At 58.7% G+C, this 23,988-nt stretch carries 19 protein-coding genes and 6 pseudogenes; 22 read left to right on the top strand and 3 right to left on the bottom strand.

The annotated features are described in order from the left end of the window. Nucleotides 1–7 precede the first annotated feature (7 nt). The 10 genes and pseudogenes from NKJ67_RS14735 (at nt 8) to NKJ67_RS35135 (ending at nt 6,876) form a co-directional block, all read left to right on the top strand. Nucleotides 8–487 carry a NifX-associated nitrogen fixation protein gene (locus tag NKJ67_RS14735; protein ID WP_286461356.1) on the top strand — a complete coding sequence of 160 codons (480 nt, stop codon included), beginning with the start codon at nt 8–10 and terminating at the stop codon, nt 485–487. A gap of 27 nt (nt 488–514) precedes the next feature. Continuing rightward, complete coding sequence (locus NKJ67_RS14730) at nt 515–1,300, top strand: response regulator transcription factor (RefSeq protein WP_352545596.1); 786 nt, start codon at nt 515–517, stop codon at nt 1,298–1,300. Between the two features lie 100 nt (nt 1,301–1,400). Beyond that, nucleotides 1,401–2,288 carry a universal stress protein gene (locus NKJ67_RS14725; RefSeq protein WP_352581782.1) on the top strand — a complete coding sequence of 296 codons (888 nt, stop codon included), beginning with the start codon at nt 1,401–1,403 and terminating at the stop codon, nt 2,286–2,288. A gap of 885 nt (nt 2,289–3,173) precedes the next feature. After that, on the top strand, nt 3,174–4,454 hold the full coding sequence (locus NKJ67_RS14720) for a TlpA disulfide reductase family protein (RefSeq protein ID WP_502905219.1): 1,281 nt from the start codon (nt 3,174–3,176) through the stop codon (nt 4,452–4,454). Nucleotides 4,455–4,811: 357 nt separating this feature from the next. After that, a pseudogene (locus NKJ67_RS14715) lies at nt 4,812–5,145 on the top strand (DUF269 domain-containing protein). Nucleotides 5,146–5,170: 25 nt separating this feature from the next. Next, complete coding sequence (locus NKJ67_RS14710) at nt 5,171–5,371, top strand: CCE_0567 family metalloprotein (RefSeq protein WP_352581781.1); 201 nt, start codon at nt 5,171–5,173, stop codon at nt 5,369–5,371. Continuing rightward, on the top strand, nt 5,371–5,688 hold the full coding sequence (gene fdxB / locus NKJ67_RS14705) for a ferredoxin III, nif-specific (RefSeq protein WP_352581780.1): 318 nt from the start codon (nt 5,371–5,373) through the stop codon (nt 5,686–5,688). Before NKJ67_RS14710 ends, fdxB begins: the two co-directional genes overlap by 1 nt. Nucleotides 5,689–5,716: 28 nt before the next feature. After that, nucleotides 5,717–6,040, top strand: a complete 324-nt coding sequence (locus NKJ67_RS14700) for an exopolysaccharide production repressor protein (protein ID WP_352581779.1) — start codon at nt 5,717–5,719, stop codon at nt 6,038–6,040. A 298-nt stretch (nt 6,041–6,338) separates the two neighbouring features. After that, nucleotides 6,339–6,689, top strand: coding sequence for a pyridoxal-phosphate dependent enzyme (locus NKJ67_RS14695; protein WP_502905217.1), 351 nt, complete (start codon nt 6,339–6,341; stop codon nt 6,687–6,689). Between the two features lie 46 nt (nt 6,690–6,735). After that, nucleotides 6,736–6,876: a hypothetical protein gene (locus NKJ67_RS35135; RefSeq protein WP_502905216.1), complete on the top strand. Its 141-nt coding sequence runs from the start codon at nt 6,736–6,738 to the stop codon at nt 6,874–6,876. Here the strand turns inward: NKJ67_RS35135 and NKJ67_RS14690 are convergent. Continuing rightward, nucleotides 6,873–7,813, bottom strand: a pseudogene (locus tag NKJ67_RS14690) (IS3 family transposase); the annotation flags it as partial. The gene NKJ67_RS35135 and the pseudogene NKJ67_RS14690 sit on opposite strands and share 4 nt — an antisense overlap. Nucleotides 7,814–8,565: 752 nt before the next feature. Between NKJ67_RS14690 and NKJ67_RS14685 the strand changes: the two are divergent. From NKJ67_RS14685 to NKJ67_RS35130, 12 genes and pseudogenes are all read left to right on the top strand, one after another. Continuing rightward, a complete protein-coding gene (locus tag NKJ67_RS14685) occupies nt 8,566–9,666 on the top strand; it encodes a GHMP family kinase ATP-binding protein (protein WP_352581778.1) in 1,101 nt (366 codons plus the stop codon). Nucleotides 9,667–9,690: 24 nt separating this feature from the next. Next, on the top strand, nt 9,691–10,749 hold the full coding sequence (locus tag NKJ67_RS14680) for a cysteine synthase family protein (protein ID WP_352581777.1): 1,059 nt from the start codon (nt 9,691–9,693) through the stop codon (nt 10,747–10,749). After that, nucleotides 10,746–13,475, top strand: a complete 2,730-nt coding sequence (locus NKJ67_RS14675) for a lyase family protein (RefSeq protein ID WP_352581776.1) — start codon at nt 10,746–10,748, stop codon at nt 13,473–13,475. The genes NKJ67_RS14680 and NKJ67_RS14675 overlap by 4 nt, the downstream gene beginning before the upstream one ends. 75 nt (nt 13,476–13,550) lie before the next feature. After that, a pseudogene (locus NKJ67_RS14670) lies at nt 13,551–14,815 on the top strand (IS256 family transposase). 351 nt (nt 14,816–15,166) lie between these two features. Then, the gene (locus tag NKJ67_RS14665; protein WP_352581775.1) at nt 15,167–15,313 is read left to right on the top strand and encodes a hypothetical protein; all 147 of its coding nucleotides are present in this window, start codon (nt 15,167–15,169) and stop codon (nt 15,311–15,313) included. A gap of 265 nt (nt 15,314–15,578) precedes the next feature. Beyond that, nucleotides 15,579–16,814, top strand: a complete 1,236-nt coding sequence (locus NKJ67_RS14660) for an ATP-grasp domain-containing protein (protein ID WP_352581774.1) — start codon at nt 15,579–15,581, stop codon at nt 16,812–16,814. Nucleotides 16,815–17,154: 340 nt separating this feature from the next. Beyond that, nucleotides 17,155–17,382 carry a transposase gene (locus NKJ67_RS14655; protein ID WP_352581773.1) on the top strand — a complete coding sequence of 76 codons (228 nt, stop codon included), beginning with the start codon at nt 17,155–17,157 and terminating at the stop codon, nt 17,380–17,382. A gap of 234 nt (nt 17,383–17,616) precedes the next feature. Next, entirely contained in the window at nt 17,617–17,844 is a 228-nt protein-coding gene (locus NKJ67_RS14650) for a transposase (RefSeq protein WP_352581772.1), read from the top strand. A gap of 1,153 nt (nt 17,845–18,997) precedes the next feature. Then, nucleotides 18,998–19,933 carry an ATP-binding protein gene (locus NKJ67_RS14645; protein WP_352581771.1) on the top strand — a complete coding sequence of 312 codons (936 nt, stop codon included), beginning with the start codon at nt 18,998–19,000 and terminating at the stop codon, nt 19,931–19,933. Nucleotides 19,934–20,059: 126 nt separating this feature from the next. Beyond that, nucleotides 20,060–20,530: pseudogene (gene tnpA / locus NKJ67_RS14640) on the top strand (IS66-like element accessory protein TnpA); the annotation flags it as partial. Next, nucleotides 20,531–21,847 (top strand): annotated as a pseudogene (gene tnpC / locus NKJ67_RS14635) (IS66 family transposase); the annotation flags it as partial. A gap of 187 nt (nt 21,848–22,034) precedes the next feature. Then, nucleotides 22,035–22,178, top strand: a pseudogene (locus tag NKJ67_RS35130) (helix-turn-helix domain-containing protein); the annotation flags it as partial. 82 nt (nt 22,179–22,260) lie between these two features. Here NKJ67_RS35130 and NKJ67_RS14625 read toward each other — a convergent pair. Both NKJ67_RS14625 and panD read right to left on the bottom strand, forming a co-directional pair. Beyond that, complete coding sequence (locus NKJ67_RS14625; RefSeq protein WP_352581769.1) at nt 22,261–22,731, bottom strand: GNAT family N-acetyltransferase; 471 nt, start codon at nt 22,729–22,731, stop codon at nt 22,261–22,263. Nucleotides 22,732–23,025: 294 nt separating this feature from the next. Next, nucleotides 23,026–23,454: an aspartate 1-decarboxylase gene (gene panD / locus NKJ67_RS14620; RefSeq protein WP_352581768.1), complete on the bottom strand. Its 429-nt coding sequence runs from the start codon at nt 23,452–23,454 to the stop codon at nt 23,026–23,028. Between the last annotated feature and the right edge of the window lie 534 nt (nt 23,455–23,988).

Below are 23,988 nucleotides of genomic sequence, written 5' to 3'. Positions count from 1 at the left end.
AGCCGAAATGTTTGAAGCCGCTGTTAGCCCTGCCGCCACCGAGGACGAGGCGGCCCTTGCCACCCCGTTCGTCAAATGCCTCGTGCGGTTGATCCGTGCCAATGATTCCCACGGGTCATGGGAAGGCAAATCGGACCCCGAGCTGCTGGGCGACTTCATCATCACCAGGGAACAGCGCCGTGCAATTCCAATCATCGGCGATCCCGATCCGGACGTGCTGTGGAGGCTCGATAAGTTCTACACCGCCGTCGGGCTTGCGATTGAGGAGCGCACGGGCCTGATGGCATCGCCGATGATGGAGATGAGCCATGAGGGCTTCGGGCGCGTGCTCTTCACAGCCGGGCGGTTGGTCGTTCTGTCAAAGACCCTGCGCGACGTCCACCGGTTCGGTTTCGAGACGTTCTGGAAGCTCGCCGCGGCCGGTACCAAACTGGCCGGCGATGCCACCGCAGCCATTGAGGCTCATCCCGAGGTGGCGCGGGCGTGATGCAACCGACTTTCGATCGAGGGGATCATGTCAGGTCTTGAGGACATGCGGTGGCCAGCCCTCTCAATTGAGGCGGTCCAGGCCGATATGGTTCTTGGGGTAGCGCTGATGAAGCCAGGGGTACTGATCTGTTCGCAAGATGCGGAGTTGTATCTGTACTACAGCCACATTCTGGGGGTGGATGGCTTCAGGATTGAACTGGCCAGAAGCGTGGAGGAAGCGCTGGCATTAGCCAGTGAACGGGAGCCGCAGGCCGTGGTGCTGGACTGCCAGCCGGCAAGCTCGACAGGGTCTACCATCTGTGCCCAGCTCAAGGCGGAGTTCCGGAACAGAGGCCTGCTGGTTATTGCGCTGATCGCGCCCGGCGCCGAAAACCAGCAGCTCGATCTCTTGAAGGCAGGTATTGACGAGAGCTTTGTGCGGCCCTTCACGCCGGCGATGCTGCTCGACTATCTACGCACGAAGCTGGCGCTACCGAAGCCGGGTTCAAACGGGATCGAAAATGGCAGCTGGCTCTGCTGCGGCAGCCTTGAGATGAAGCTCGATGCCCACCGAGTTCGCGGCAATGGCCACGACATCCACCTCGGACCTCTCGAATTCAACCTGCTGCGGCAATTTCTTGAGGCTCCCGGCAAGGTCTTCAGCCGAGACGAGCTGATCGACGCGGCCTGGCCGGACAATATCCATGTCGGTGAACGCACTGTCGACGTCCATATCAGCCGGATCAGAAAGGCGCTGAAGGCGGCCTCGCCAGGTAGCGTCATTCGTACTGTCAGGTCTGCCGGCTACTCGCTCGAGAAGCTGGACGACTGAATCGCGAACGGATGGTGTGCCACTCTCCGTCTTCGTTGGAAGGCAAGTCTTGCGGTTCGAAACGCGCTACGGGCCCGACATCTCAGGGGGAAGCAGTCAGATGGCCTTCAAGAAAATACTCAGTGTGACGGGAGCTGACCATTCCGATCAGGACGTCGCAATAGCTGCTCGCTTGTGCGCCGAGGTCGGCGCACATTTGTCCGTCCTGATTTTGTCGCCTCCGCCTCTCGTTATGTCGCCTCCGCCGCTAAGCGATGGCACCTCCGAGTGGCCTAGACAACGCGCGCACGCCATTGCCGCACTGGAACAACGGTACAGCCAAATCGAGAGATTTTCACAGGACGCGGCCAGTCTGGAAAAAATATCCAGGGAAATTCACAAACTGCTGAGAGCCACGTGGCGGTGCTATGATGTCGATGTTGTCAACTGCGATCAGGCCAGCGTCGGTGACGCAGTGCGAGCGCGGGCGCTCTGCAACGACCTGACAATCGTCGGCCCCGCACTTCTCAACGACATTAACGTCGGTCCCCTTGTTATCAACGGCAGCCTGTTCGACACCGGAAAGCCGGTGCTTGTCGTGCCGGAGGGCGCTGAGGCGACTCTGTCGCCACGGCGCGTGCTGGTCGGCTGGGATTCGCGAGTCGAGGCGTCCCGTTCGGTTCGCGAAGCGCTGCATCTGCTAGCCGGTGCTGAGGAAGTTCGTATTGCCCTCGTCGATCATGAGGCGACCTGCACCGGAAGCGGCGCCGAGCCGGGGGCCGACATCGCTACCTATCTCACTCGGCACGGTGCTCGGGTCTCGGTTGACCTGCTGGCGAGCGCCGGCAAACCGGTGGCCATGATACTCGCGCAGCACGCAATCGACACGTCTGCCAACATGATTGTCATGGGTGCCTATGGCAGTCGCCGACTGCGTGAGCGGCTCTTCGGTGGCGTGACGAGATGGATAGTTGGGAAGCCGCCATTGCCGCTGTTTTTGGCCCGCTGACGGATTCCAAAGCAGCACCGACGCTGTTCGAAGCTCTACTCACCCGGTCACTATCCTGATGCCAAGTCGGAGAAAGATCGCGGCAAACGTGCAAGCTTCGCGAAGCTTCTCGGAGCCAATCTGCACGCGCGCCCGAGAACATCCGCGCACGCCTCTGACGCGCGCGCGGGGGTGGTTCTGCTCGCCCGAGTTGGTCCGTGATGCTGAGACCAACGGCCGGGCAGAGGTATGGGCAGTCCTCACTGCAGCCACGAACAACGGCGCAGGTCGGCGTCAGGTCAAAGAGAGTCGTTCAGCGCGGCAGGCCGAGTTCGGACCCGTAGCGGCATCGTATGCGCGGAGATGACCGGCTTCGTCGTGAAGAACTCCTGCGTCGCCAGCCAGGAATTCAATCGCAAGCGGAAGAGGTAGGGCAGAGGCGATGCTCGGAGGGAGCGGCCCCTGCAATCGCAATGGCGTTCCGCTACCACCTGAGCGACCGATGATGACGAGCCTGGCGGCAGTCAACGCAGTCATGATGTCCATCTGCTCGTCCGTCAGCCCGAATATATGTCGGGTCGTCCGTGGCCACGCTTCTCTGGCGACGAAGCGCGTGATGCGTGTCCAAGACCTGACAGTGGCAGAAAACATGTCGCGTCCAATACAACCGGCTATCTTGGGCACCCGGAGGTTTTTTAAGTGTAATCCAGCGTTTACTGCGCGCTGAGCGCGTTGGCACGGTCTTTGCGACTTGAGAGTCAGCAACACTGAGTGAAGGCTGACTGCACGTAGATGCGCAAGACGAGCGATGCTCTCCCTTCCTTGAACCCTCGTGCCCCGTCTCAAAGGGGGAACAAGCTCGCGCATAAGGTCACCCAACCTTTGGCAACAGCTTTGGAGAGCAACGTGGTATTGCAGATGGGGGCACCGGCTCCTTCGATCAAAGTGGAGGACTGGCTGCGTGGCGAGCGCCTTGCGAACTTCCAGCCCGGCAAAGTCTATATCGTCGAATTTTGGGCAACTTGGTGCGAACTATGCATCGCGGAGATGCTCGATCTGATGCGGCTCCAGGAAAAATACATGAACGGCGGACTTGAGGTCGTCGGCGTCGCGGCTGATGAAGACACTCCAACGGCCACTGAGGCTCGAACCAAGTTGGACGCGTGGTTGACCGAAAAGTGCTCGCATCTGAACTTTCGGATCGCGTTCGACTACACAGGTGAAATGAAGAAGCCTTGGAGGGAACCCAGCTTTTCTGTTGGGATTCCGACCTCGTTCGTGGTCGACCGAGACGGCCACATCGCCTTTATCGGTCATCCGAGCCAACTCGATGAGGTTTTGCCGAAAGTGCTTAACGGCAGCTGGCGCATCAGCGATAAAGCTAAAGCCGCCGATACGGAGCGGATCGCCACAAGCGAACCCATAGCGCGCGAACAAGCGTTGAAGCAGCCGATCGATGACAGATTCTGGGCGGCGGTGAAGTTAGAAGATTGGAAGACGGCGCTCTGGGCGACCGAAGAGGGCATCGCCTTGATGCCCGACGACATCAATTTTCGCCTGGCTCATGCGCATCTGGTGCTTCACAAAATTCAAGACATGTGGACCGGCTTGCCCGTAATGCGCCAATTGGTTCGCGACGCGATCGACAAAAACTCCGAGGACTGGATGGTTTCGGCGCTAGACCAACTTTTCCACCCGGCTAATGACTATTCGCGCCTTCCCCCTGCCGAGCGCTTCGCGATGGGCAAGGAACTGTCCGAACACATTCTGGCACTGAATCCCCCGCAAGGCGACAGCCCTAAGTACCGGTCTTATCCGGCTGTCGCCCGGTACTATCACGATAACGGCAACAACGATCGCGCGATCGAGTTGGTCGAATTGACACTGAAGTCGCTGGACTGTCCGCAGCCTATCCCGGACGAACTGAGAGAGCACCTTCGGATTTGCTGCAGGCCCTGGCCAACTACAGAGGCGGGAAGGTTTGTAACGGCGCTCTCTGTGCGGCTCCGCAAAACAAGCTTCACGGAGGTGCCAAAGCGCGGCCGGGCGAGAAGAATACTTAAGAAGGGGGGTGGTCGGAATGTTTACTGGCCGGTTCATCGATTTACCTGGCGTGGCGGCGGCAAGCAGGCATGCAGCACAGGGCGGATCGGTTGCAGCAGGTTCGAGGTTCGTATCTTGCGATGACCTGCGGCCGCATCGCGGCGGAAGTGATGTTCGACGCGAATTCTGGCCGTGGTGGAAGACCTCACAGTCGAGGACGCGTCCAAGGTCGGCAACAGGAACGTCAATTGGGTGGAATCGGCCGCCCCGAGCCGGGCGTCGGCTGCGCAAGTCTGCCCGAAGTAGGCGTCTCCGAAAAAGGAAATGGTCCATCGAGGAAGAGGACTGCAATGAGGAGAATATGAAATTCCTGAAGCCGCGGTCAGCCCTGCTGTCAACGAGGACGAGGCGGCCCTTGACACCCCGTTCGTCAAATGCCTCGTGCGGCTGATCCGTGCTCAGGAGTCCTAAGGCTCATGGGACGGCAAATCGGACGCCGAGCTGCTGGCCGACTTCATCGTCACCAGAAAACAGCGCCGCGCGATCCCCATCATCGGCGATCCCGAGCCGGACGTGCTGTGGAGGCTCGACATATTACACCGCTGCCGGGCTCGCGATCGAGGAGCGCTCCGGCCCGATGACACCGCCAATCATTGAGATGAAACCCATGGGGGCTTCGGACGATTGCTTGTCACGGCCGGGCGGTTGGTCGCTCTGTCGAGACATCCACCGGTTCGGCTTCGAGACGTTCAGGAAGCTCGCTGAGGCCGGTACGAAACTGGTCGACGATGCGACAGCAGCCATTGAAGCCTATCCCGGCGTGGCGCCGGCGTGATGAAACCGATTTCGAGGAAGGATCTATGTCAAACCTAGATGAGATGGGGAAGAAAGTCCGTAAGCTTCAGCTGCGCGCGGGTATTGCCAAGATGAAATTGCGCGACCTTGCAGAGGATCTCCCGGGAAAATGGACGGAGATAGAGGAAGTTGCCGAGGAAACGTCGGCAGTTTTTGCCGAGTTGGATCGTGCCAAGAGAGAGCTCGCTGCAATGAAGAAGTTATGATGACGAGCACATTCACCACCCGCGACGGCTCCGGATGGGTGCCGGAATATCTCACCGCTATAGACGGCACGACCTGCATCGGCTGCGGCCGCTGTTTCAAAGTCTGCTCGCGCGAGGTCATGCATCTTTACGGCGTCGATGACGCGGGTGAAATCCTCGGCGCCTCCGACGACGAGGATGACGATTTCGACGGCGAGCTCAATCGCATGATCATGGTCGTCGACCATGCCGGCCGCTGCATTGGCTGTGGAGCCTGCGGCCGCGTCTGCCCGAAGAACTGCCAGACCCATGTTGCGGCCGACCAGGTCGCAGCATGATCTGAGGAGACAAAACCAGGAGAACGGCGTGCCCTTTAGAATCTTTTGTCGCGTCCTGGGGCTGGTGCTGTGCAGCACCGCACTGACTGTCTACTTCGCTTCTCATTCCATCGGCACAGTGGTCGTCACGACGCTGACATGTTCGCTGCTCCTTCAGCTGGCGTATTTCGCAAGCGTGCTCTTTCTGATCTGGCGGTCTGGCTGCGTTAGCCGAGCTGGCCAAAGGGCTGAGCATTTCGACAGTTGCAAGGAAGTTGGATCCGAGCCGCCAGACCTTGATGAGGTGCCGAATGAATCCGCAGATTTGCTCCAGCGCGATCAAATGCTGGCCATATCTCTGCTGCTGTCTTGAGGCGCCATGACAAGATCAGTGCTCAATTTGGCGCCACTTTGGACCAACCATAAACATTGAGCAGATATTAGAACGAATACGGTGATTGAGAGTCGATGGTGACCGCAATCCGATCATTCTAGTTAATCCAGGAGATGCAGTTCTTGAATGCCATACGCATTGGTAGCCTCTCGCAGCACGTCGGCGTGCGGTCGCAATTCTCAATGACGAACAAGGCGCTGGAAATGGTAATGGGACTCTTCTGGCGCCGGATAACGCAGACGAGGTCAAATCAAAGATGCCTCTAGAATGACAGTGAATGGCTAATTCAGCTCAATCGCGTGTTGCCGAAGAGAAAATGCTGGAAAACTTCGAACGCTATCCGCTCACCTTTCGACCCACGCCCATCGAGAAGCTCGACCGCCTCTCCAAGCATCCGGGGGCAAGATGGAAATCTACGCCAAGCGAGGACTGCAACTCCGGTCTGGCGTTCGGCGGAAACAAGCTCCGCAAGCTCGAATACATCATTCCCGACGCGATCGCGTCAGATGCCGATACGCTCGTCACCGTCGGCCGTGTGCAGTCCAACCATACGCGCATGGTCGCCGCGGTCGCCGCCAAGATCGGCATGAAATGTCTACTGGTTCAAGAGAGCTGGGTACCCCCATGAGGATGCCGTCTACGACCGGGTCGGCAATATTCTCCTGAGCGGCATCATGGGTGCAGAGGTGTGCCTGGTCGACCAGGGATGCGATACCGGCATCCGCCGCAGTTGGGAACAGGCGCTCTACGAGATAAAAGGCAAGGGGCGGCAGACCCTGTGGAGTGCTCCCCGTTTCACCGGACAGTCGGCTTAGGTTGAGATAGCCCTGATGAACTGCCGAGGGGAAGCCATCTTGAGCGCGGAGTGTGGATGGATTTCGTTATAATCGTCGATCCATCCGTCGATCTGCCGGAGTGCGGTTTCGGCATCCGGAAGGGGTGAGATGCGGACGTAGTCCCGCTTGAGGGTTTTGACGAAGGCTTCTGACATGCCGTTGACTGGGGCTGGCGACGGGTGTGAAGCACGGCACAAGGTTCAGGGCCTGGGCGAACAGTCTCGTGTCCCTTGCGGTGTAGGCCGAGCCGTTGTCGGAAAGGTGCTCGATGGCGTGTGGCGCCCGGGTTGCGCCGAAGCGTTTCTCGACGGCCTCCAGCATCATATCGCGGACATCGGAGCCGGATATTCCGGCGTTGGCGACAGCCGCCCAGGCGATGATCTCCCTGTCGAAGGCATCTATGATGAAGGCGAGCCGGATCAGCTCGCCTTCCAGCAGGCAAACTCCAAACCGTCGGAGCACCAGCACAGGTTCGAGCGCATGACCATGACCTTGCCATCATGGACACGGCCCTTGCGAACGGCGGTGTGTTTCTCCACGAGCATGGCGTAGTTGCCCATGATGCGGTGGATACGCTTGGCGTTGACGGGCGCCTGATCGGCGGCTCGCCTTTCCCGGTTGAGAAGGGCGGCGATCCGCCGATAGCCATAGGTCGGTCGTGCATCGACCAGCCTGCGAATGGCTGACAGCAATTCAGCATCCTCGGCCTTGCGATAGGGACCACGCGGCTTCGACTTGCCCTTCAGTCGTTCGGCCAAATTGGCGCGGGAAACACCCAGAGTGTCGGCCACCGTCTTCATCGGGAACCGTCCTTCGGCAACAAGATCGGCCGCGAGATCTGTTTTTTTGAGTGAGCTTTCGAGAGGGCCTCGCGCAGAATCTCGACTTCCAGCGTCTTGCGGCCAAGCATGCGGTCGTCGGTCATCGGTGGTCCTTCCGAAATGGGTTGGCGTCAACAACCAAACCCTACCGGAAAGCGCCGATGACCACCGAAACGCCGCTCACTCGCTACAGCGCTACTAACGGCGCGCTCGCGAGCGGCTTCGTAACCGCCGAGCTACACCACCTGATGGACACGACCCAGCGTTCGACGAGGCGCGGCTCTCGTGGAGAGTCTTCGGCCCTGCGCGCGGATGGCCGAGGTGGCACGCAGGCACGGGGCCCGCCGCTGCCAGGTCTATGACTGGCCCGAGCGGCCTAATCGGAAGGCACGGCTCGCGTTGCCTTAAGGCATGGCCTCGGCCACCGGCTTTGCGGCGCTTGCGATGGAAGAGCCGGCGCGGAACCACGCGGCGGAGGCTTGCATCGAGAGCGTCTTGGGCGACGCCGTGATCTGGGCGGGGCATGACGTCGATGCCGGGCATCTGTCGCGGATGATCCGCGATGTACGTGGGGGCCCAACGATCCCGCCGGACTGCCAGATACCAGCGTATGCAAAGCAGGATCACTGAATGCTCAAACCGGTGTCCCTTGAACGTCGCCAACTCGCTGAGACGTTCCATACGGCGCCGCCGGCAATCAGGGGTGCAACAGATACTACAAGTAATTTCATAGAATCTTTGCAACCGCAAATCACTGCCAATGGTACGTTCACCCCAAAGTCTGAGGCCAAACAGTTAGGCACCTAGGTACTTGAAAGTATCCAAATGAAAAACGACCCGCACTCCGATGATCCAAGTCTCATCTCCTGGCAGCAAATCGAATGACAGCGCACGTTTTTGGGGAAGTGATATGCCGATCCAGCATTACACCTATTCCATCGACCCTGCAGGAAGCAGGGGGAGCGTCACGACTACAGAATTTCTAGAAGCCGCCGCCGATGCAGTTTGGATGCCATACATGTGCCACCAGACGTTCGGAGGCACGGCTGAGCTTATCGCCGAGGATGGACAACAGCCAGGAATTCATTATGGCGAGGCTCTTTGTTGCGGCACATTCGGCGAGCTGCTCCAAGGCCAGTTGCCGACCGGCTCCCTTCCCGGCGATCCTCACTTCTTGGTCACGATGCCCATCGCGGTCTTTGCGCGAGCTCACTTTATGCCGATTGCAGGCACACGATCCGTAACCGTTTATCCACCACATAAACTCAAGGCAAAACGACTAGCTGAGAATCTCGTGATTGCTCTCGGTGTCTCAGGAGGAAGCCTCCTTTTGCAATCCGAGCTCCCCGAAGGCAAAGGGCTGGCGAGTTCGTCTGCGGATCTTGTTGCGGCTGCACGGTCAATCGCCTGCTGCTTCAAGCGGAGAGTCCGGACATCATTGATTGAGAAGCTAATGGCGGAGATAGAGCCATCCGACGGGGTGATGTACCCAGGAGTGGTCGCATATCAGCAGCGAGCATGTAGCCTTCTCTCCTTCCTAGGTCAAATGCCGCCGCTTGCAATCGTTGGTATCGATGAAAGAGGGACCATCGAAACCGTCGACTATGATCAACGGCGAGGTGAAATCCCCACCAGTCGCAGAGCAGAATATCACCAATTACTCGACCGCGCACGGATAGCAATTCCGCGGGGGGACACGGCCACGATAGGCAGAATAGCTATGGCCAGCGCGCTCCTGCATCAGGAGCGGGCTCCAAAGGAGCATCTAAACCCGACGCTGAAAGCATCCGAGGCCGTTGACGCTCTCGGGGTCATAGTCGCGCACAGCGGCACAATGATTGGAATCCTGCTTGATCGAATGGCGTCTGACTTTCCACGAAAGCTTAGGTCCGTGCTGGCGCATGTATCGCCGCACGACAACTCGCCAAAAATATATCTGACCCTGTGACTGGCCGCCGGTGAGGTAAGCCATATGGACGCTGTTCGCAAACGTCTGCCATTCTCCAGCTATTCCGATGCCTATGTTCTCCCCAGCATTATTAGGTGTGAGACAAACCTCTATGTAGCGCAGTTCGCGTTCATGAAGCTTCTCCCTGCCAAGTACATCATTGAGCAGGCCCTGGCTCGAGGGACTTTGACGCACGGCATGAAAGTTCTCGAGACCTCGAGCGGAACCTTCGCACTGGGTTTGGCCGTAGTTTGCCGGGAACGTGGATTCCAGCTTGAAATCTTCACGGACCCCGTGATGGACAAAGGCCTCGAAAACAGGTTGATCTCCTTGGGGGCCAAAGCCTTCATAATAACTGAAAAGGCGAAGCAGGGTGGTTATCAAACAAGCCGCCTCGACGCATTACATGCCAGGATGAGACAGTTGGGCCGCTCCTGTTTCTGGCCCCGGCAATACGAAACACCCGACAACCCCGCAGCCTATAAGCTCTTCGCCGATCAGATATCGGAGATGTTGGACGCCGACGTAACGTTGGTCGGTTCTGTGGGATCAGGCGGCTCTACTTGCGGAACGATCGAGCGCCTCCGCCAAAAAGCCCCTGGCGCGCGCCTTATTGGAGTGGACACTTTCAATAGCGTCATTTTTGGCCAACAGGATGGCGAACGGAAACTGCGGGGGCTGGGGAACAGTCTTGTCCCCAAGAACGTGAGGCATGAACTATATGACGAGGTGCATCTCGTCTCGGCTCCGCTCGCATTTGCTGCAACGCGAACCCTCCACGAGCGGTACGCCGTTTTCGCCGGTCCGACCTCCGGAGCAAGCTACATCGTCGGGTGTTGGCGCGCTCGACAGTATCCAGGAGAGACCGTAGTCGTCATATGTCCTGATGAAGGCCACCGCTACGTCGAAGCCGTTTACGACCACGGGTGGCTTAAGCAGAACGGATGTCTACATGCAGGTGTTCTGCTGGACGAGCCGGCAACCGAAAATCACCCTTCGACCGCTCTCCCGCCATGGAACCGATATCTCTGGAAGCGGAGAAGCCGGGAAGCTGTCCTAAACGTTCTGGAGGACGCGTCATGATGAACCGAGGTAGCTTCCTTTTCGTGGAAAGCAACACGACGGGCACTGGCGAACTGTTGATAAACCGGGCCCGACTCCTAGGCTTTGAGCCCTACCTCGTCACGCGCGATCCTGCGCGCTATCCATCTCTTAAGGACTCGGTCGCCCAAGTGATCGAAGCTGAGACCCGCAGCCCGGATGAACTCATCGGGGTCGCCGCCAAATTAGGCAGGCTGGCAGGTATATACTCGTCGTCGGATTATTTTGTGGAAGCAGCGTCACGTGTCGCGACGGCGATGGGGCTACCAGCAGCGAATTCGGAGGCCATCGCCACATGCCGCAACAAATGGAAGCAGGCGGCCGAATTGCGGCGACAATCAATCAGGGTCCCTGAAACTCGGCTGGCCACTTCCGCCAGCGACGTCGAGAATATACTTGCCCAAGCCACTCTGCCGGTGGTCGTCAAGCCAGTGTCCGGCAGTGGTAGTAGCGGCGTGAGGTTGTGCGACAGTGCCGCAGCCGCCATCAAGGCGTTCGAGAGTGCAAGGGGTGCACTGCTCGATCAAGTGGATCTGCCCAGTCCCGACATCCTCATCCAGCAATATGTCGAGGGTAAGGAATACTCTGCAGAGATAATTGCGTACGATGGGACGCTGCATTGTCTTGGAATTCTTGCCAAGCACAAAGGGCCGGCTCCCTGCTTCGTCGAGGTAGGGCACGACTTCCCGGCCCCGCTACCGGAGCCATCCCTCAAGGAATTGGCTTCTTTTGCCGCAGGCGCGGTGTCGGCCCTGGGCCTGAATTTCGGACCGGCTCATGTGGAGTTCGTGATAACGGAGTCGGGCCCCGTCATCATCGAGGTCAATCCCAGGCTGGCTGGAGGAATGATTCCAGTGATGCTCTCCCACGCCCTGGGAACGTCAATCCTTGACATGGTGATTAGACTTTACGCGGGAGAAGGGTTCACGCCTCCACGCGCGAGCGCAAGGGCGGGAGCCATCCGCTTCCGACTTGCTCACACGTCCGGCAAGCTCAAACGCCTCAGCTTTTCTCGAAATCCAGACCCGACCGTGCCCGAGGCGGGGCTACTGAAATCTGAGGGAGGCGACGTTCAAATAAAGGGCGACTTCAGAGACAGAGTAGCCTATGCGGTCGCCGTCGCTGATGAACTCGATGCCGCCGCCGCGGCAGCTGATCGGATGATCGATTCCATTGTGATCGATATCGAGACGGCCGCTGGCGAATCGGACAAGCAAGACCCTGGGTCGAGCGAGGGCAGGTGGACCCTGCATCCCGAAGCGATGAAGTTGCTCGCCCCGCCTATAGATATCTCGCGCGATGGCCGCCTTCTGCAGCACCAGGCGGCCGTAGACGAAGCACATCTGGTCATGCTGGCAGACCAGGGCTTGGTCAGCCAGGCAGCCGCTGCCGATCTCCTCAAGCACATCTTGAACCTTCAGGACGAGGGCTTTCAGTCTTTGGAGGGCCGCGAGGCTCCGCGTGGGCTCTATCTTGCTTATGAGGCCGAACTTGCCACCAGAGCTGGCCCGGAAAAGGCCGGCTGGCTGCACCTTGCGAGATCCCGTAACGACTTGAACGCGACCATTTCTCTTCTGGTCCTTCGGGAAGCCGCGTCTTCCATCTCTCAACAGATAGGAATTGCACAAGGTGCCCTGCTTCAGCGAGTGGAGGAAGCATCGAGCCTTGTGGCTCCGTTGTACAGTCAGTACCAGATCGCACTCCCCGGATCGCCAGGGCACTATCTGCTTGGCGTCTTTTTCGCTCTGGGGCGCGAGCGCCAGCGCCTCCATAGCCTTCTGGAAGACATCAGGAACTGCCCTATGGGAGCTGGTGCCGGCGGAGGCACCAGTATGCCGATTGATCCTTCGAAAACCGCAAGTCTTCTAGGATTTGAAGAGCCGTCGTTCAACTCTCTTGATGCGGTCGCGAGCCGCGACCATCACCTGCACGGGCTTTCAATCTTTGCTAGCATCTCAACCTTGCTCAGTCGTGTGGCCCAGGATCTGCAGGTCTGGACAACACGCGAGTTCGCTCTCATCGATGTTCCCCGAAATCTTGCCGGCGGCTCTTCCATGCTGCCGCAAAAGAAGAACCCGTTCCTGCTTGAACACATCAAGGGGTCGGCAAGCACCGTAATTGGCGCATACGTCTCTGCGGCAACGGCTACCTGCAAAGCGCCTTTCAGCAACTCGATTGAAGTAAGCAACTACGGCTGCTCTCCTCTCAGGCTTTCAGAGGAGGCCCTGCAGAGGGCCATCATCCTCACATCGCTTATCGTGAAGTACATGTCGTTCAACGTGAGGTCGATCCGCGATCATCTCGAAGACGGGTCATCAATGACGGCCATCGCCGCCGAACGGATGGCGTCGCGAGGCATCCCTTTCAGGGAGGCCCACACACAAATTGGCGAGATCGCCCAGCGCCTGTCTCAGGATAGCTGCGCCACACAGCGCCGAAGCAAGCTTGCCAGCCAACTCGCTGGCGTGTTCCCGGCGAGTCTTGAAGAGTGCAGGGATGCTCTGCAGTTCGGAGGAGGACCCGGAAGACGATCAACCGATGACCAGCTTTCCGTAGCAAAAACGCATTTTCGGGACATGGAGCTGAAATGCGCCGAGATATCGGAACGCTGGGCGCACGCCGAGGTGCACTGCAAAGGGAGGGTGAAAGAACTGATAGGCGCTAAACCACCTGGAAGATCGGATAGAGCTATGGCGGAAACTGGGTGATGACGGTTTGAGGAGAGCGGCGTATCGAGGCGGGTGATGAAGCCTGCCAGAACCTCTCAAGGAGAGCGATACGCCATGAATGAGACTACCAATGTCTTGCGTCTTCGTCAGCCTGACGAGTTTGATGATCCCCTGACGGATGTGCTTCGCACCGGGGCGCGCAAATTGCTGGCGCAGGCGATTGAGATCGAGGCCGAGACGTTTCTTGCCGAGATGCGGGATCTCAAGTTCAAGCTTGCCGATGGCCGTGACCGGATTGTCCGCCATGGTCACGGCCCGGAGCGGAGCATCCAGACGGGCATCGGTCCGGTGCAAGTCAGCCGGGTGAAGATCCGGGATCGCGGCGCGAATGGCGAGGTTGATCGGGTCCGGTTCGCCTCATCGATCCTGCCGAAATGGGCGCGTCGGACGCGAAGTCTGGATGCGTTGCTTCCCGTTCTCTACCTGCGCGGTGTTTCGACGGGCGATTTTCAGGAAGCGCTGAGTGCGCTTGTGGGCAAGGACGCGCCGAACCTTTCACCCTCGGTGATCACGCGGCTGACGGCGGAGTGGAACGCCGATTACGAGCGTTGGCAAAAGCGCGATCTTTCGGCGCGCCGCTATGTCTATGTGTGGGCGGACGGGGTCTACCTGCAGGCGCGGATGGAAGACCAAGCCGAATGCATGCTGGTCCTGATCGGCGCCACGCCCGAGGGCAAAAAGGAACTCGTCGGTTTCCAGACCGGCGTTCGCGAGAGTGCGCAAAGCTGGCGCGAGCTGCTGGTCGACGTGAAGCGGCGTGGCCTGAAGATCGCGCCCGATATTGCCGTCGGCGATGGCGCGCTTGGCTTCTGGAAGGCGCTCGACGAGGTCTTTCCCGGCACCAGGCACCAACGCTGCTGGGTGCACAAGACCGCCAACGTCCTGAACAAGGTGCCGCTCTCGGTGCAGGCCGACATGAAGACGGATTTGCGCGAGATTTACGGCGCGCCGACACGCTCAGCAGCCGAAATGGCGATCGATGTGTTCGCCGAGAAATACGGCGCGAAGTACAACAAGGCGGTCGACTGCCTGAAGAAGGATCGCGAGACGTTGCTGGCGTTCTACGATTTCCCCGCCGAACACTGGGATCATCTGCGAACGTCGAGAGCCTCTTTGCCACCGTTCGCCACCGAACGGTGCGCACAAAGGGATCCCTGTCGTCGAAGACCGCCAGGCTGATGGTCTTCAAGCTCGTCATGGCCGCCGCCAAATCCTGGCGTCGATTGAAGGGTCAAAATCAGTTGCCGAAACTGCTCGCAGGTGCCAGGTTCCAGGATGGATCAGCAGTCATCGAAATGAAGCCGCAAAGCGCGGCTTGATCAACCCCCGTCACCCAAAATCCATCATAGCTCGATCGGATATAGGGACAAGGTGATCAACGAGGAGGCACAGTATTCAATTTGGTGTGCGAACCAGTAAGCGCCGTTCGGCTGGCGCTCTGTCGGGCTTCGTCGGGTCAAAAAACTTGCCTCGATCATTTGAAGAGATGGATCGACACGATGCTTTCGGGCCAGCTACTACTCCCGCTCTGATTATAACAGTCGCGTCACCTTCCACTTTCACCAAATCGCAACCAACCGACGTTGCCCGGCTCGGCCTTGTCGACCAGATGGTGAGGCGTATGAGGTTGGGCATGCAGTTGATGTTTCAAAACGCGCGACGCATCGCTGATGTCCGCGAAAACCGTCACGCTCAATCGCCTCGCCGTTTATCTCGGGATCAAGGTGTGCGAACAGAAGGGAATTGTGCAGGTTCATTGCGTGTGGCGCGATGATATCTCCATCGCCACAACGGTTTCGAACCCTCCGGCCGAGTGATTGACGATAAATGGCTCGATTCGCCTCGATTTAATCCAAGGTACGCTCCATTATTTATCGCCTGTCATGTTGGTAAGGGGGAGCGCTACAATAAGCGGAAAAAATATCAGTGTTAAAAGGATATTCTAGAATATTCATGAATTCTTCACACCCGCAAATAACTGACACTGGTACGATCACCCTCAGAGTCATGGCAAGGTTGGCTAAAGAAGCGCGACCGATGTAGGTTTAGGCCGCCACATTGATCTTACTGAGGAAAACGCTAATGGCAAGAAGACGAGCGCTCATCCTGATTGAAGGTCATAACACTAGTGGTCTGCCATATGTGCAGGCGGCTAACCGCCTCGGACTTCACGCAGTTAACTTGGTGTCAGATCCAGGCTGCTACGACTATCTTGCGGCGGAACAGGTTAATGCAATCCGTGTCGACAGAAATGACCTCGATTCACTGATCCGCGAATGTTCGGGGCTACGTGCGACCTATGACATTGCCGGCATTACTGGATTTGCGGACTTCGACGAGTCCACGTCTGCCACAGTTGCAAAACTCTGCCGGCACTTCGATTTGCCGGGACCGGACCCCGTGTCTATTGAACGATCCTGCGATAAACTGACTCAACGTCAGCTCCTCGCCCACTCCGGTGTTCCAGTGCCAGCTTATCGCTTAGTAGCGGATGCGGCGGAGGCGGAAAGCTGTGCTGCGCAGATCGGGCTGCCGGTGATTGTCAAGCCGACCGTTGGCAGCGGCAGCAGTGGTGTCCGATTGTGCTGCGACGTCGATGAGCTAGTCGAACATGTTACACATCTGTTGGGCGGGAAGCACGTATGGCGATCTTCGCCGAAAATACTGGTTGAAGAGTTCGCACAAGGCCCCTTCTATAGCGTCGAGATCATGGAAAATCAGGTCGTTGGGATTGTCGCCGCTGACTTCGGCGCACCACCGCATTTCGTGTTCCGGCAGACGAACTTTCCGGCTCCGCTGAGTGCTGATGCATATAAACGTATTTCCGACGTTTCGTTGAGCTGTTTGCGAGCTCTGGGCCTTAACTGGGGGCCAACGAACATAGAACTTCGGTGGACGAAGCATGGCCCGATCGTCATCGAAGTCAATCCGCGCCTTGCTGGCGCGCTTGAGCCGCAATTGGTCCGTCTGGCTTACGGTATTGACCTCATCACGGAGCACCTCAAGCTCGTTATCGGGCAGGAATGCGATTTACGCAGAAGGCATTCGCGGTCTGCCGCTGCGCGATTCTTAATTCCTGATCACGAAGGCACCCTTGATTGGATCAAAGGCGACGATCGGGCTGCTGCTGTATCGGGTGTTATGGAGATCAAATTGTATGTTCAACCCATGATGCCGATCGTCAGAAGGGGCGATTACCGAGACTGCATTGGACATATCCTCGCGGTTTCACCCAGTCTTGCCCAGACGGAAACGATACTTCAGCGTGCCGCCGGTTTAATTCACTGGTCGATAACCCCCAAGCTTGTCGAACAGTAACAGTCATCCACCGTTAGCCGCAGCGCCTCGAGGCAAGCCGCGGCGAAACGATAAGTGGCGATTGTCGTTAAGGAATAATGAGACCTGTGCGCGGGTGGCTGGACCGGCGCATTGATCTGTGATTCCCTCGATCACGTCGGCGCATAGGTCAGGAAAAGTTCGGTTTCGCCGTTGATGGCGGCCGACATTCGTCTTTGGACGAGCTTGCCAGACAGATTGACTGGGCGTCGATCGAGCGCCACCTGGCCGTGATTCCTGCGCGGCCAAGGGCGAGCCCGCCTGGCCGCCAACGGCCTTGTTCAAGGCGATGCTGCTGTCGATCTGATACGATCTGTCGGACGTGAAGCTTGCCGAGGCGTTGGACGACAGAGGATCGTTCCGGCGGTTCTGCGGGTTCTCGGCTTGGGAGCCTACACCAGAGCGGACGGCTTTCGTGCGTTTTCGAAAAGCCCTTGCGGCCATGGTCTGGACAGGACTCTGTTCGACGAGATCACCCGCCAGCTCAAGGCCAAAGCGATCCGGGTTAAGACTGGCACGCTTGTCGATGCGACAATGCCTCGGGCAGTGAGAATGATGACGAAGGCCATTGGGTCAGCATAAGGGCCGACCAGCAGTCCATGGCTTCAAAGCCCATGTGGGTGCCGACGCCGATACTGCTTTGGTCGAGGAGATTGCGATCACGCCCGCCAACATTAACGACGGCAGATCCCGGCGAGGTGTTTGCCGACAGCGCCTATCGAGGCAATCATTTCGGCGACGCAGTGCGGGCAAAGGGCGGGACCCCTCGTGTGTCGCCACCGGCATGTGGGGTCGGGACGAAGCCGAAATACGGGCACGTCTTGAGGCTTGGAACCAACCGATCCACCGCATTCGTGGTCGCATCGAGAAAATCTTCGGCACATGGAAACGAAGCTATGGTCTTCGCCGGATGCGATGGCGAGGGCTTGCCAAGGCAGGCGTTCAAATTCGCCTCACTGCCATCGCCTACGATATGAAACGTAGTTTGAAGGTCATCGCTATGGCTGGATAGCGGGTAAAAACACCGCTGGCGCTCCCACAAGAACGCCGAAAGCCACAGCCAACGACATTGGCCTTGATATCTTCCCGCCCATGTCCTGATCTGCCGACAAAACCAACAAATCAATGCAATGCGCGTCCCGCACACAGGTCTCACGACGGTCTTGGCTGCTGACTCTTTTGTGATTTTGGCAGATTTGCGCGCGGGAATTCCCTGTTGCCGAAGGAGATTCGGCGATTGGATCGGCGGTGAAAGTTGCGGACGGACCTTTTGTGAACGGTCGTCAGGAAGTGCGCATAAATGGTGCCAGCAGGGAGATACAGGGTTCCGCGGGATCGCATAGGGGACCTCGCCCCCGCAGCGCAGCGTAGCGCGGACCGCGCGTAGCGAAGCTGCGGGGGCGGGGTCCGGGAAAATTTTTCGCCGATGCTTTTTCGGTGAAGCGCGTGGGGCGCTGGCGGAGCCGCAGCGCGTGCTTTAATCTTTTCCCAGGTCGTTAAAGCAGGCGCGGCGCCGACCCAACCTTGCAAGTTTACCCGGCGCCGCACCCTACACCGTGCGGAACACGAATGCCGGGCTATTATGGCGCAGATGACACCTCGCGTCCACGTCATGGACACCGCCACAGGGTGGCAGAAGAGGATACCGGGCGCTTCTTCCTTGTTGCCGGGCTCAAACACTGATCTAGATGTTGCGACCGTGGACAGATCTATTGTGCCGGTGGTTGCGCGTGTGTTGCGCGTGCCGAGCGGCGACGGGATGTTGCCAGGCGTGTCAATGACCACGGAATCGGGACCCTGTTGTTTCGCGCAAAAGGTGGACGAAAATCACCCCTCAAACAGGGTCCTCATTCCATGAAAAATCACAGCCGCTCAGAACGGTCACTCCTTGCACTCTGCCGTCATCGGACTGAACCGACTGCTCGAGCACTACGGAGCCAATGAGCTTCAGGCCGGGATCCTGGAGGTCCTGGCACTCGAAGGGCCAGCGCCCCATCCCAACGCTGTGCAGTTGATCCTTGAGCGCCGACGTGAACGGCGGCGCCAACCCCCGTTGCTGCATGTCGCGCTGCCTCAGCATGTGCAGGACAAGGACAGTCCCGTCAGGCCCGCCCGCCTAGGCTAGGCTAGGCTAGACCTCTACGACCAACTCAAGGAAACCCCCGATGACCACTCCTGATCCGCAAGACGGGCGTGACCGCGCCGCGCGCCTGCATCTGCACGGGCTTGTGGCCCACTGGCAGGACGCCACTCAAGCCGGATGGGCGCTTACGCTCCTCGACTGGGAAGAGGACGAGCGCGCCAGGCGCAGTCAAGACCGGCGGTTGAAGGACGCCAAGATCGGTCGGTTCAAGCCGCTCTGCGACTTCGACTGGTCCTTTCCGACCCGATGCGACCGACAGGCCATCGAGGCTCTGATGAGGCTCGCCTTTATCGCGACGCCGGCAACGCCGTCCTTATCGGACCCAACGGCGTCGGCAAGTCAACATTCGCCCGGAACAATCGCCTACCATGCTGTCCTGAATGGCCACAACGCCCTGTTTACACGCGCCGGACAGCTTCTCGGTGATCTGGCCGCCATCGACAGTGCCTCCGCCCTGCGCCGGCGTCTGGCACATTACGCCGCCCCCACGCTTCTCGTAATCGACGAGGTCGGATACCTGTCCTATACCAACCGCCACGCCGACCTGCTGTTCGAGCTCATCAGCCGACGCTATGAGACCAAGAGCACTCTCGTCACCACAAATCGAAACTTCGCCGACTGGCACGAGGTCTTTCCCAACGCAGCCTGCGTCGTGTCCATGGTCGATCGTCTCGTCCACAATGCCGAGGTGATCGCCATCGAAGGCCAATCCTACCGTCTCAAAGACGCCCGAACGCTCCGAACAGCGCGCCGTCCAAAGAAGGCCGGCAAAGCCATGACAGCACCTGCAAAACCAGGCTTGCCGCTCTTCTTCCCGCTAGACATCCCAACGCCATGGACACCCGACCAGGCGCTCGCCGTCTTCGAGCTCCTCACCGAGCTGCGCGACAAGATCTGGTCATGCTACGCCATCGACATCCAGCAGGAGATCCAGAGCCAACAGGCCCCAACTGACTAAACCCAATCAGCAGCCCCTACCTCTCTCACAGGAAACCCCAAACGCAAGCGCGAATTTCCCCGCACCTTTTGCTGTTGAGTGCTCTGATGCATGCAGGTGTCCACCAAAATAGGTGGACACCAGGTGATGGACGAAGATGAGCAGAAACTGCGGGTGAGGCTTGTCGGTAGGGACGGGCGACGCCGATACGACCCCGCATCGAAGGACCGTCTTGTCTTGGCCTGCCTTGAGCCTGGCGTGTCGGTATCGAGGCTTGCGCTCGAACATGGGGTCAATGCGAACCTTCTTCGGAAGTGGATAAAGAGGCGCGCGGAGACCCAGTCCCTCCCACAGCCCCCACCATCGGCGTTCATCCCGGTTCAGATTGAAAGCACTTCCGATCGGGCCTTGCTGCGACAGAGCAGCATGGCTGCGGTGGATTTGCCGGGGACTTGCGATGGGGCACGTAGGTCGGCATCGAAAAGGACAGCGCCTTTTTCCTCTCCAGCCAAGGTGAGCGCGTCGCTGCCGAACGGCGTGACGTTGACGCTGGAATGCGGTGATGTGGATGCGTTGGCAGCGGTAATCGGAGCGCTGGGTCATGTTCACACTGGGCGGACGGGCTTGCCGGCGAGCGAAGGGGCGACGGGAAAGAAGCGCGGCCGCAGGGCCTTGCCGGAAAACCTGCCGCGCGAGCGTGTTGAGTATGACCTTCCCGACGCCCAGAAGACTTGTCCTTGCTGCCGTCACCAGATGCATCGCATGGGCGAGGCCGTTACCGAGCAACTTCATATCGAGGTGAAGGCGAAGGTTCTGCAGAATGTGCGGTTCAAGTATGCTTGCCGTCATTGCGACCGTACCGGCATCAACACGCCGGTCGTGACCGCGCCGATGCCCGCGCAACCCTTGCCGGGCAGCATCGCCACGGCCTCGACGCTGGCCTTCGCGCTCGTTCACAAATACGTCGACGGCACACCGCTCTACCGCCTGGCGCAGGCCTTCGAGCGCGCAGGGCGTTCCTGTCAGCCGTGGCGCTCTGGGTCACTGGGTGATCGGCTCGAGCGAAAAGCATCTCGCCCGCATCTATGAGGTCTGAAGCTGCGGCTCAGATCGCAGCCCCTCATCCATGGCGACGAGACCACGGTCCAGGTGCTGAAGGAAATGGACAGAGAGGCCACCAGCACCTCGTACATGTGGGCATACCGGAGCGGCCACGACAGTGACGAGCCGATCGTGCTGCTCGATTATCAGCCGGGTCGCGGCCAGATACACCCGCAGACCTTCTTGGGCGACTACCGCGGCATCGTGATGAGCGACGGTATCCGCCTGGCGCACGCTGGAAGGAGCAACGCATCTTGGCTGCATGGCCCATTCGAGGCGGCGCTTCGTCGATGCCCTAAAGGCGAGGAAGAAAGGCGGCGGCCCGCCGGAACAGGCGCTCCGGTTCTTCGAACAGCTCTATCGGGTTGAAAGGCAGGCGCGGAACGAAATCCCCGATGACGGCGAAACGCGGGATGACTGCATTCGCCGCTTCCGCCAGCAACATAGTGTCCCGATCCTCCAGGCTCTCAAGGCATGGCTCGACGACATCGCCCTAAAAGTCTTGCCGGACAGCAAGCTCGGCGACGCCGTCTCCTACACCCTGAACCAATGGGGATATCTGACGCGTTACACCGAGGACCGATCGACAACAATCTTCTCGAGCGTGACATCAGAATCTTTGCCACTGGCCGGAAAAGTTGGCTGTTCAGCGATACCGTCGACGGAGCCAGGGCCAGCGCCGTCATCTACAGCCTGACGTTGACCTGCCGCGCCTGTGGCGTCGAGCCGTTAGCGTGGCTGCGCCACGTCCTCACCGAGTTGCCTCAACGCGCTGTCGATACTGATATCGACGACCTGCTGCCCTTCAACTTCGCCAAAGCAACAGCAGCCTGATCAGACCAGATACCGTTCCCGATTCGAAGGCCATCCGTCGAAAGCCCCCGCGTCAACGTGCAGCGAAAATAGCGCTTACCCCCAAACAGCACATGGCACCGTTTATGCGCACTTCTTGACGACCGCTAACACCTTTCGCCAGGGGAGCTTCGCTCATCTTGCCCGGAACTCAATGTGCCAGAGCAGCCGACTGTTGTCGATCGCGGCGGTCCTGGACGGTATGAGCCGGACCGATGCGGCGCGGATCGGCCGGACGGATCGCCAGACGCTACGCGACTGGGTGCATCGCTTCAACGCGGCCGGCCCCGATAGTCTTGTCGACCGGTGGGCACAAGCTCGGCTTCTCCCACATGAGTGAGCGGGCGCGTCATCCGGCCCCATGCCAGAGAGCACGGCGACCAAATGCCAGTCAGCTACACCACGTCAGTGGGCACGATCGAACGCCCCCGACACTCGCTCTCAGGGAATTCCTTCCGCAGGAAATATCGCCGGGATCCTCGTGGATAATTAGACAGGTGACCAAACGTCTCGTATCCGAGAGACTGATAGAATGCTGGCGCCTGAAACTCGAAAGTGTCTAGCCACACGCCGACACATCCGCTGCGAAGAGCCCAACGCTCTGCAGACCTTACTAGCCGCGCGCCGATTTTCCGACCCCGCAATTCCTTGGGTACAAATATCAATTCGATGTACACCCAGTCATAGTAGCCCCTTGCCCAAAGTCCACCCGTGGTTTGGCCGCTTCCGGGATCCTTGATGAGGACAGCAAAGGCCTTGGGGTCGTAAACAGCGCCCATGCTTTCGTTATAGATATCTAATTGGTCCAAGATGGCTTGCCGGTCCGAGTCGTCCGGCTGTTCTTTTATCTGGATCAATTTAGCCATTGTGATTGTTCCTTCGAAGACAGGGTGTTGCGTCTTGGCTGAGGCCCTGACGCGAGACTGCTAGTCTAGTAAATGGCAGGGCCCACCGAAAAACCGGCTCTGAAAATGATAAGTCCTCTTCTGCCGAACAACCTGACTGCTCGACGCACGACCGCCATGAATGACCACCCCTTAAACAAAGATTCCCTTCGGAACGAGCTTCGCCCTGGAATGGAAAAGCAGTTGTTGACGGGACCGACCCCCATTCACCTGCTGCCTGCGCAGACGCTATCGGCGCTCAACCTGACTCGACGCTTAGACGATTCCGCCAGGAGAACCGTCGCGAACGGCGAACGTCTTCGTTCCATCTTGACTGATCTCAACATCGTAGAACATGCGGTCGCGCACAGAATTGTCCCTGTCGAACGTGAGCACCCGCGGCTTGATCTCTGCGATCTGATGCTCGCTAATATATGCGGAGGAGCAAACGATTATCTCATCGCCGATCTGGCAGGTGCGAGCAGCGGCTCCGTTCAGCACACAGCAACCAGACCCCCTCTCACCGTAAATCACATACGTACTGATCCGCGCGCCAGTCGCTTTATTCCATATCTCAACGAACTCCAACGGAAGAATGCCTGCCTCGCTGCAATGATCCGGGTCCAGAGTTATTGAACCGTGGTAGTTCAAATCTGCTCCGGTTACGGTGATGCCGTGCAACTTGGCGGCGACGATTTTCCTCATTTGCAGGTCCTCCTTCAGCTATAGACCCACCACCCGACGGGCGACTGCAGCGTTTGGTCGAGGGCAGGAAGTGCCCGATATGTGAAGCCTCGGAACGATCGACGCAAACCTCGTGCCGATTTAGCTCATCAGCGTAGGACGGAATATTATGGTCCCATTCAGTCACTTAGTCTCGGCCAACCACAAAGTGGCCAACAAGCCTGTCGAGGTCCCGACAAAGCGGACACGAAGTGTCGGCACAATAGGTTGACATTGGAGGCCGGAAGCAAATACCGCCTGGGGAATGACTTCTCCGTAGGGGCGGCTCACGAAGGCATTGACGCGTCGGTTGCGCGACGGCTTGACAGGGCTATTCGGCTGTCAGGAAGTAATCGAGGGGGAAAGCACTAGTACACCTCGGCTGAAGTTACGACTCGTTGGGTTCCGGCAGCGCGCATTTGGTGATTGAACTAGGGTCGGGACCCATAAAAGGGGTTCCTCTGACGGCGGGATTGTGATTCACGGGTCTCTGAGGGGGACCACTCATGAATCGCG

Source organism: Mesorhizobium sp. M0088 (genome assembly GCF_040322895.1).
Classification (GTDB): domain Bacteria; phylum Pseudomonadota; class Alphaproteobacteria; order Rhizobiales; family Rhizobiaceae; genus Mesorhizobium.
This window is presented reverse-complemented; position numbering and strand designations above follow the sequence as displayed.

Bases quoted from the DNA above. Each gene is read 5' to 3' on its own strand.
- NKJ67_RS14675 (WP_352581776.1), top strand. From the start codon at position 10,746: ATGATGAACCGAGGTAGCTTCCTTTTCGTGGAAAGCAACACGACGGGC.
- NKJ67_RS14660 (WP_352581774.1), top strand. From the start codon at position 15,579: ATGGCAAGAAGACGAGCGCTCATCCTGATTGAAGGTCATAACACTAGT.
- NKJ67_RS14725 (WP_352581782.1), top strand. From the start codon at position 1,401: ATGGCCTTCAAGAAAATACTCAGTGTGACGGGAGCTGACCATTCCGAT.
- NKJ67_RS14665 (WP_352581775.1), top strand. From the start codon at position 15,167: ATGTCCGCGAAAACCGTCACGCTCAATCGCCTCGCCGTTTATCTCGGG.
- NKJ67_RS14680 (WP_352581777.1), top strand. From the start codon at position 9,691: ATGGACGCTGTTCGCAAACGTCTGCCATTCTCCAGCTATTCCGATGCC.
- NKJ67_RS14730 (WP_352545596.1), top strand. From the start codon at position 515: ATGTCAGGTCTTGAGGACATGCGGTGGCCAGCCCTCTCAATTGAGGCG.
- NKJ67_RS14650 (WP_352581772.1), top strand. From the start codon at position 17,617: ATGTGGGGTCGGGACGAAGCCGAAATACGGGCACGTCTTGAGGCTTGG.
- NKJ67_RS14645 (WP_352581771.1), top strand. From the start codon at position 18,998: ATGACCACTCCTGATCCGCAAGACGGGCGTGACCGCGCCGCGCGCCTG.
- NKJ67_RS14710 (WP_352581781.1), top strand. From the start codon at position 5,171: ATGTCAAACCTAGATGAGATGGGGAAGAAAGTCCGTAAGCTTCAGCTG.
- NKJ67_RS35135 (WP_502905216.1), top strand. From the start codon at position 6,736: ATGGGTGCAGAGGTGTGCCTGGTCGACCAGGGATGCGATACCGGCATC.
- NKJ67_RS14625 (WP_352581769.1), bottom strand. From the start codon at position 22,731: ATGGCTAAATTGATCCAGATAAAAGAACAGCCGGACGACTCGGACCGG.
- NKJ67_RS14695 (WP_502905217.1), top strand. From the start codon at position 6,339: ATGGCTAATTCAGCTCAATCGCGTGTTGCCGAAGAGAAAATGCTGGAA.
- fdxB (WP_352581780.1), top strand. From the start codon at position 5,371: ATGACGAGCACATTCACCACCCGCGACGGCTCCGGATGGGTGCCGGAA.
- panD (WP_352581768.1), bottom strand. From the start codon at position 23,454: ATGAGGAAAATCGTCGCCGCCAAGTTGCACGGCATCACCGTAACCGGA.
- NKJ67_RS14685 (WP_352581778.1), top strand. From the start codon at position 8,566: ATGATCCAAGTCTCATCTCCTGGCAGCAAATCGAATGACAGCGCACGT.
- NKJ67_RS14735 (WP_286461356.1), top strand. From the start codon at position 8: ATGTTTGAAGCCGCTGTTAGCCCTGCCGCCACCGAGGACGAGGCGGCC.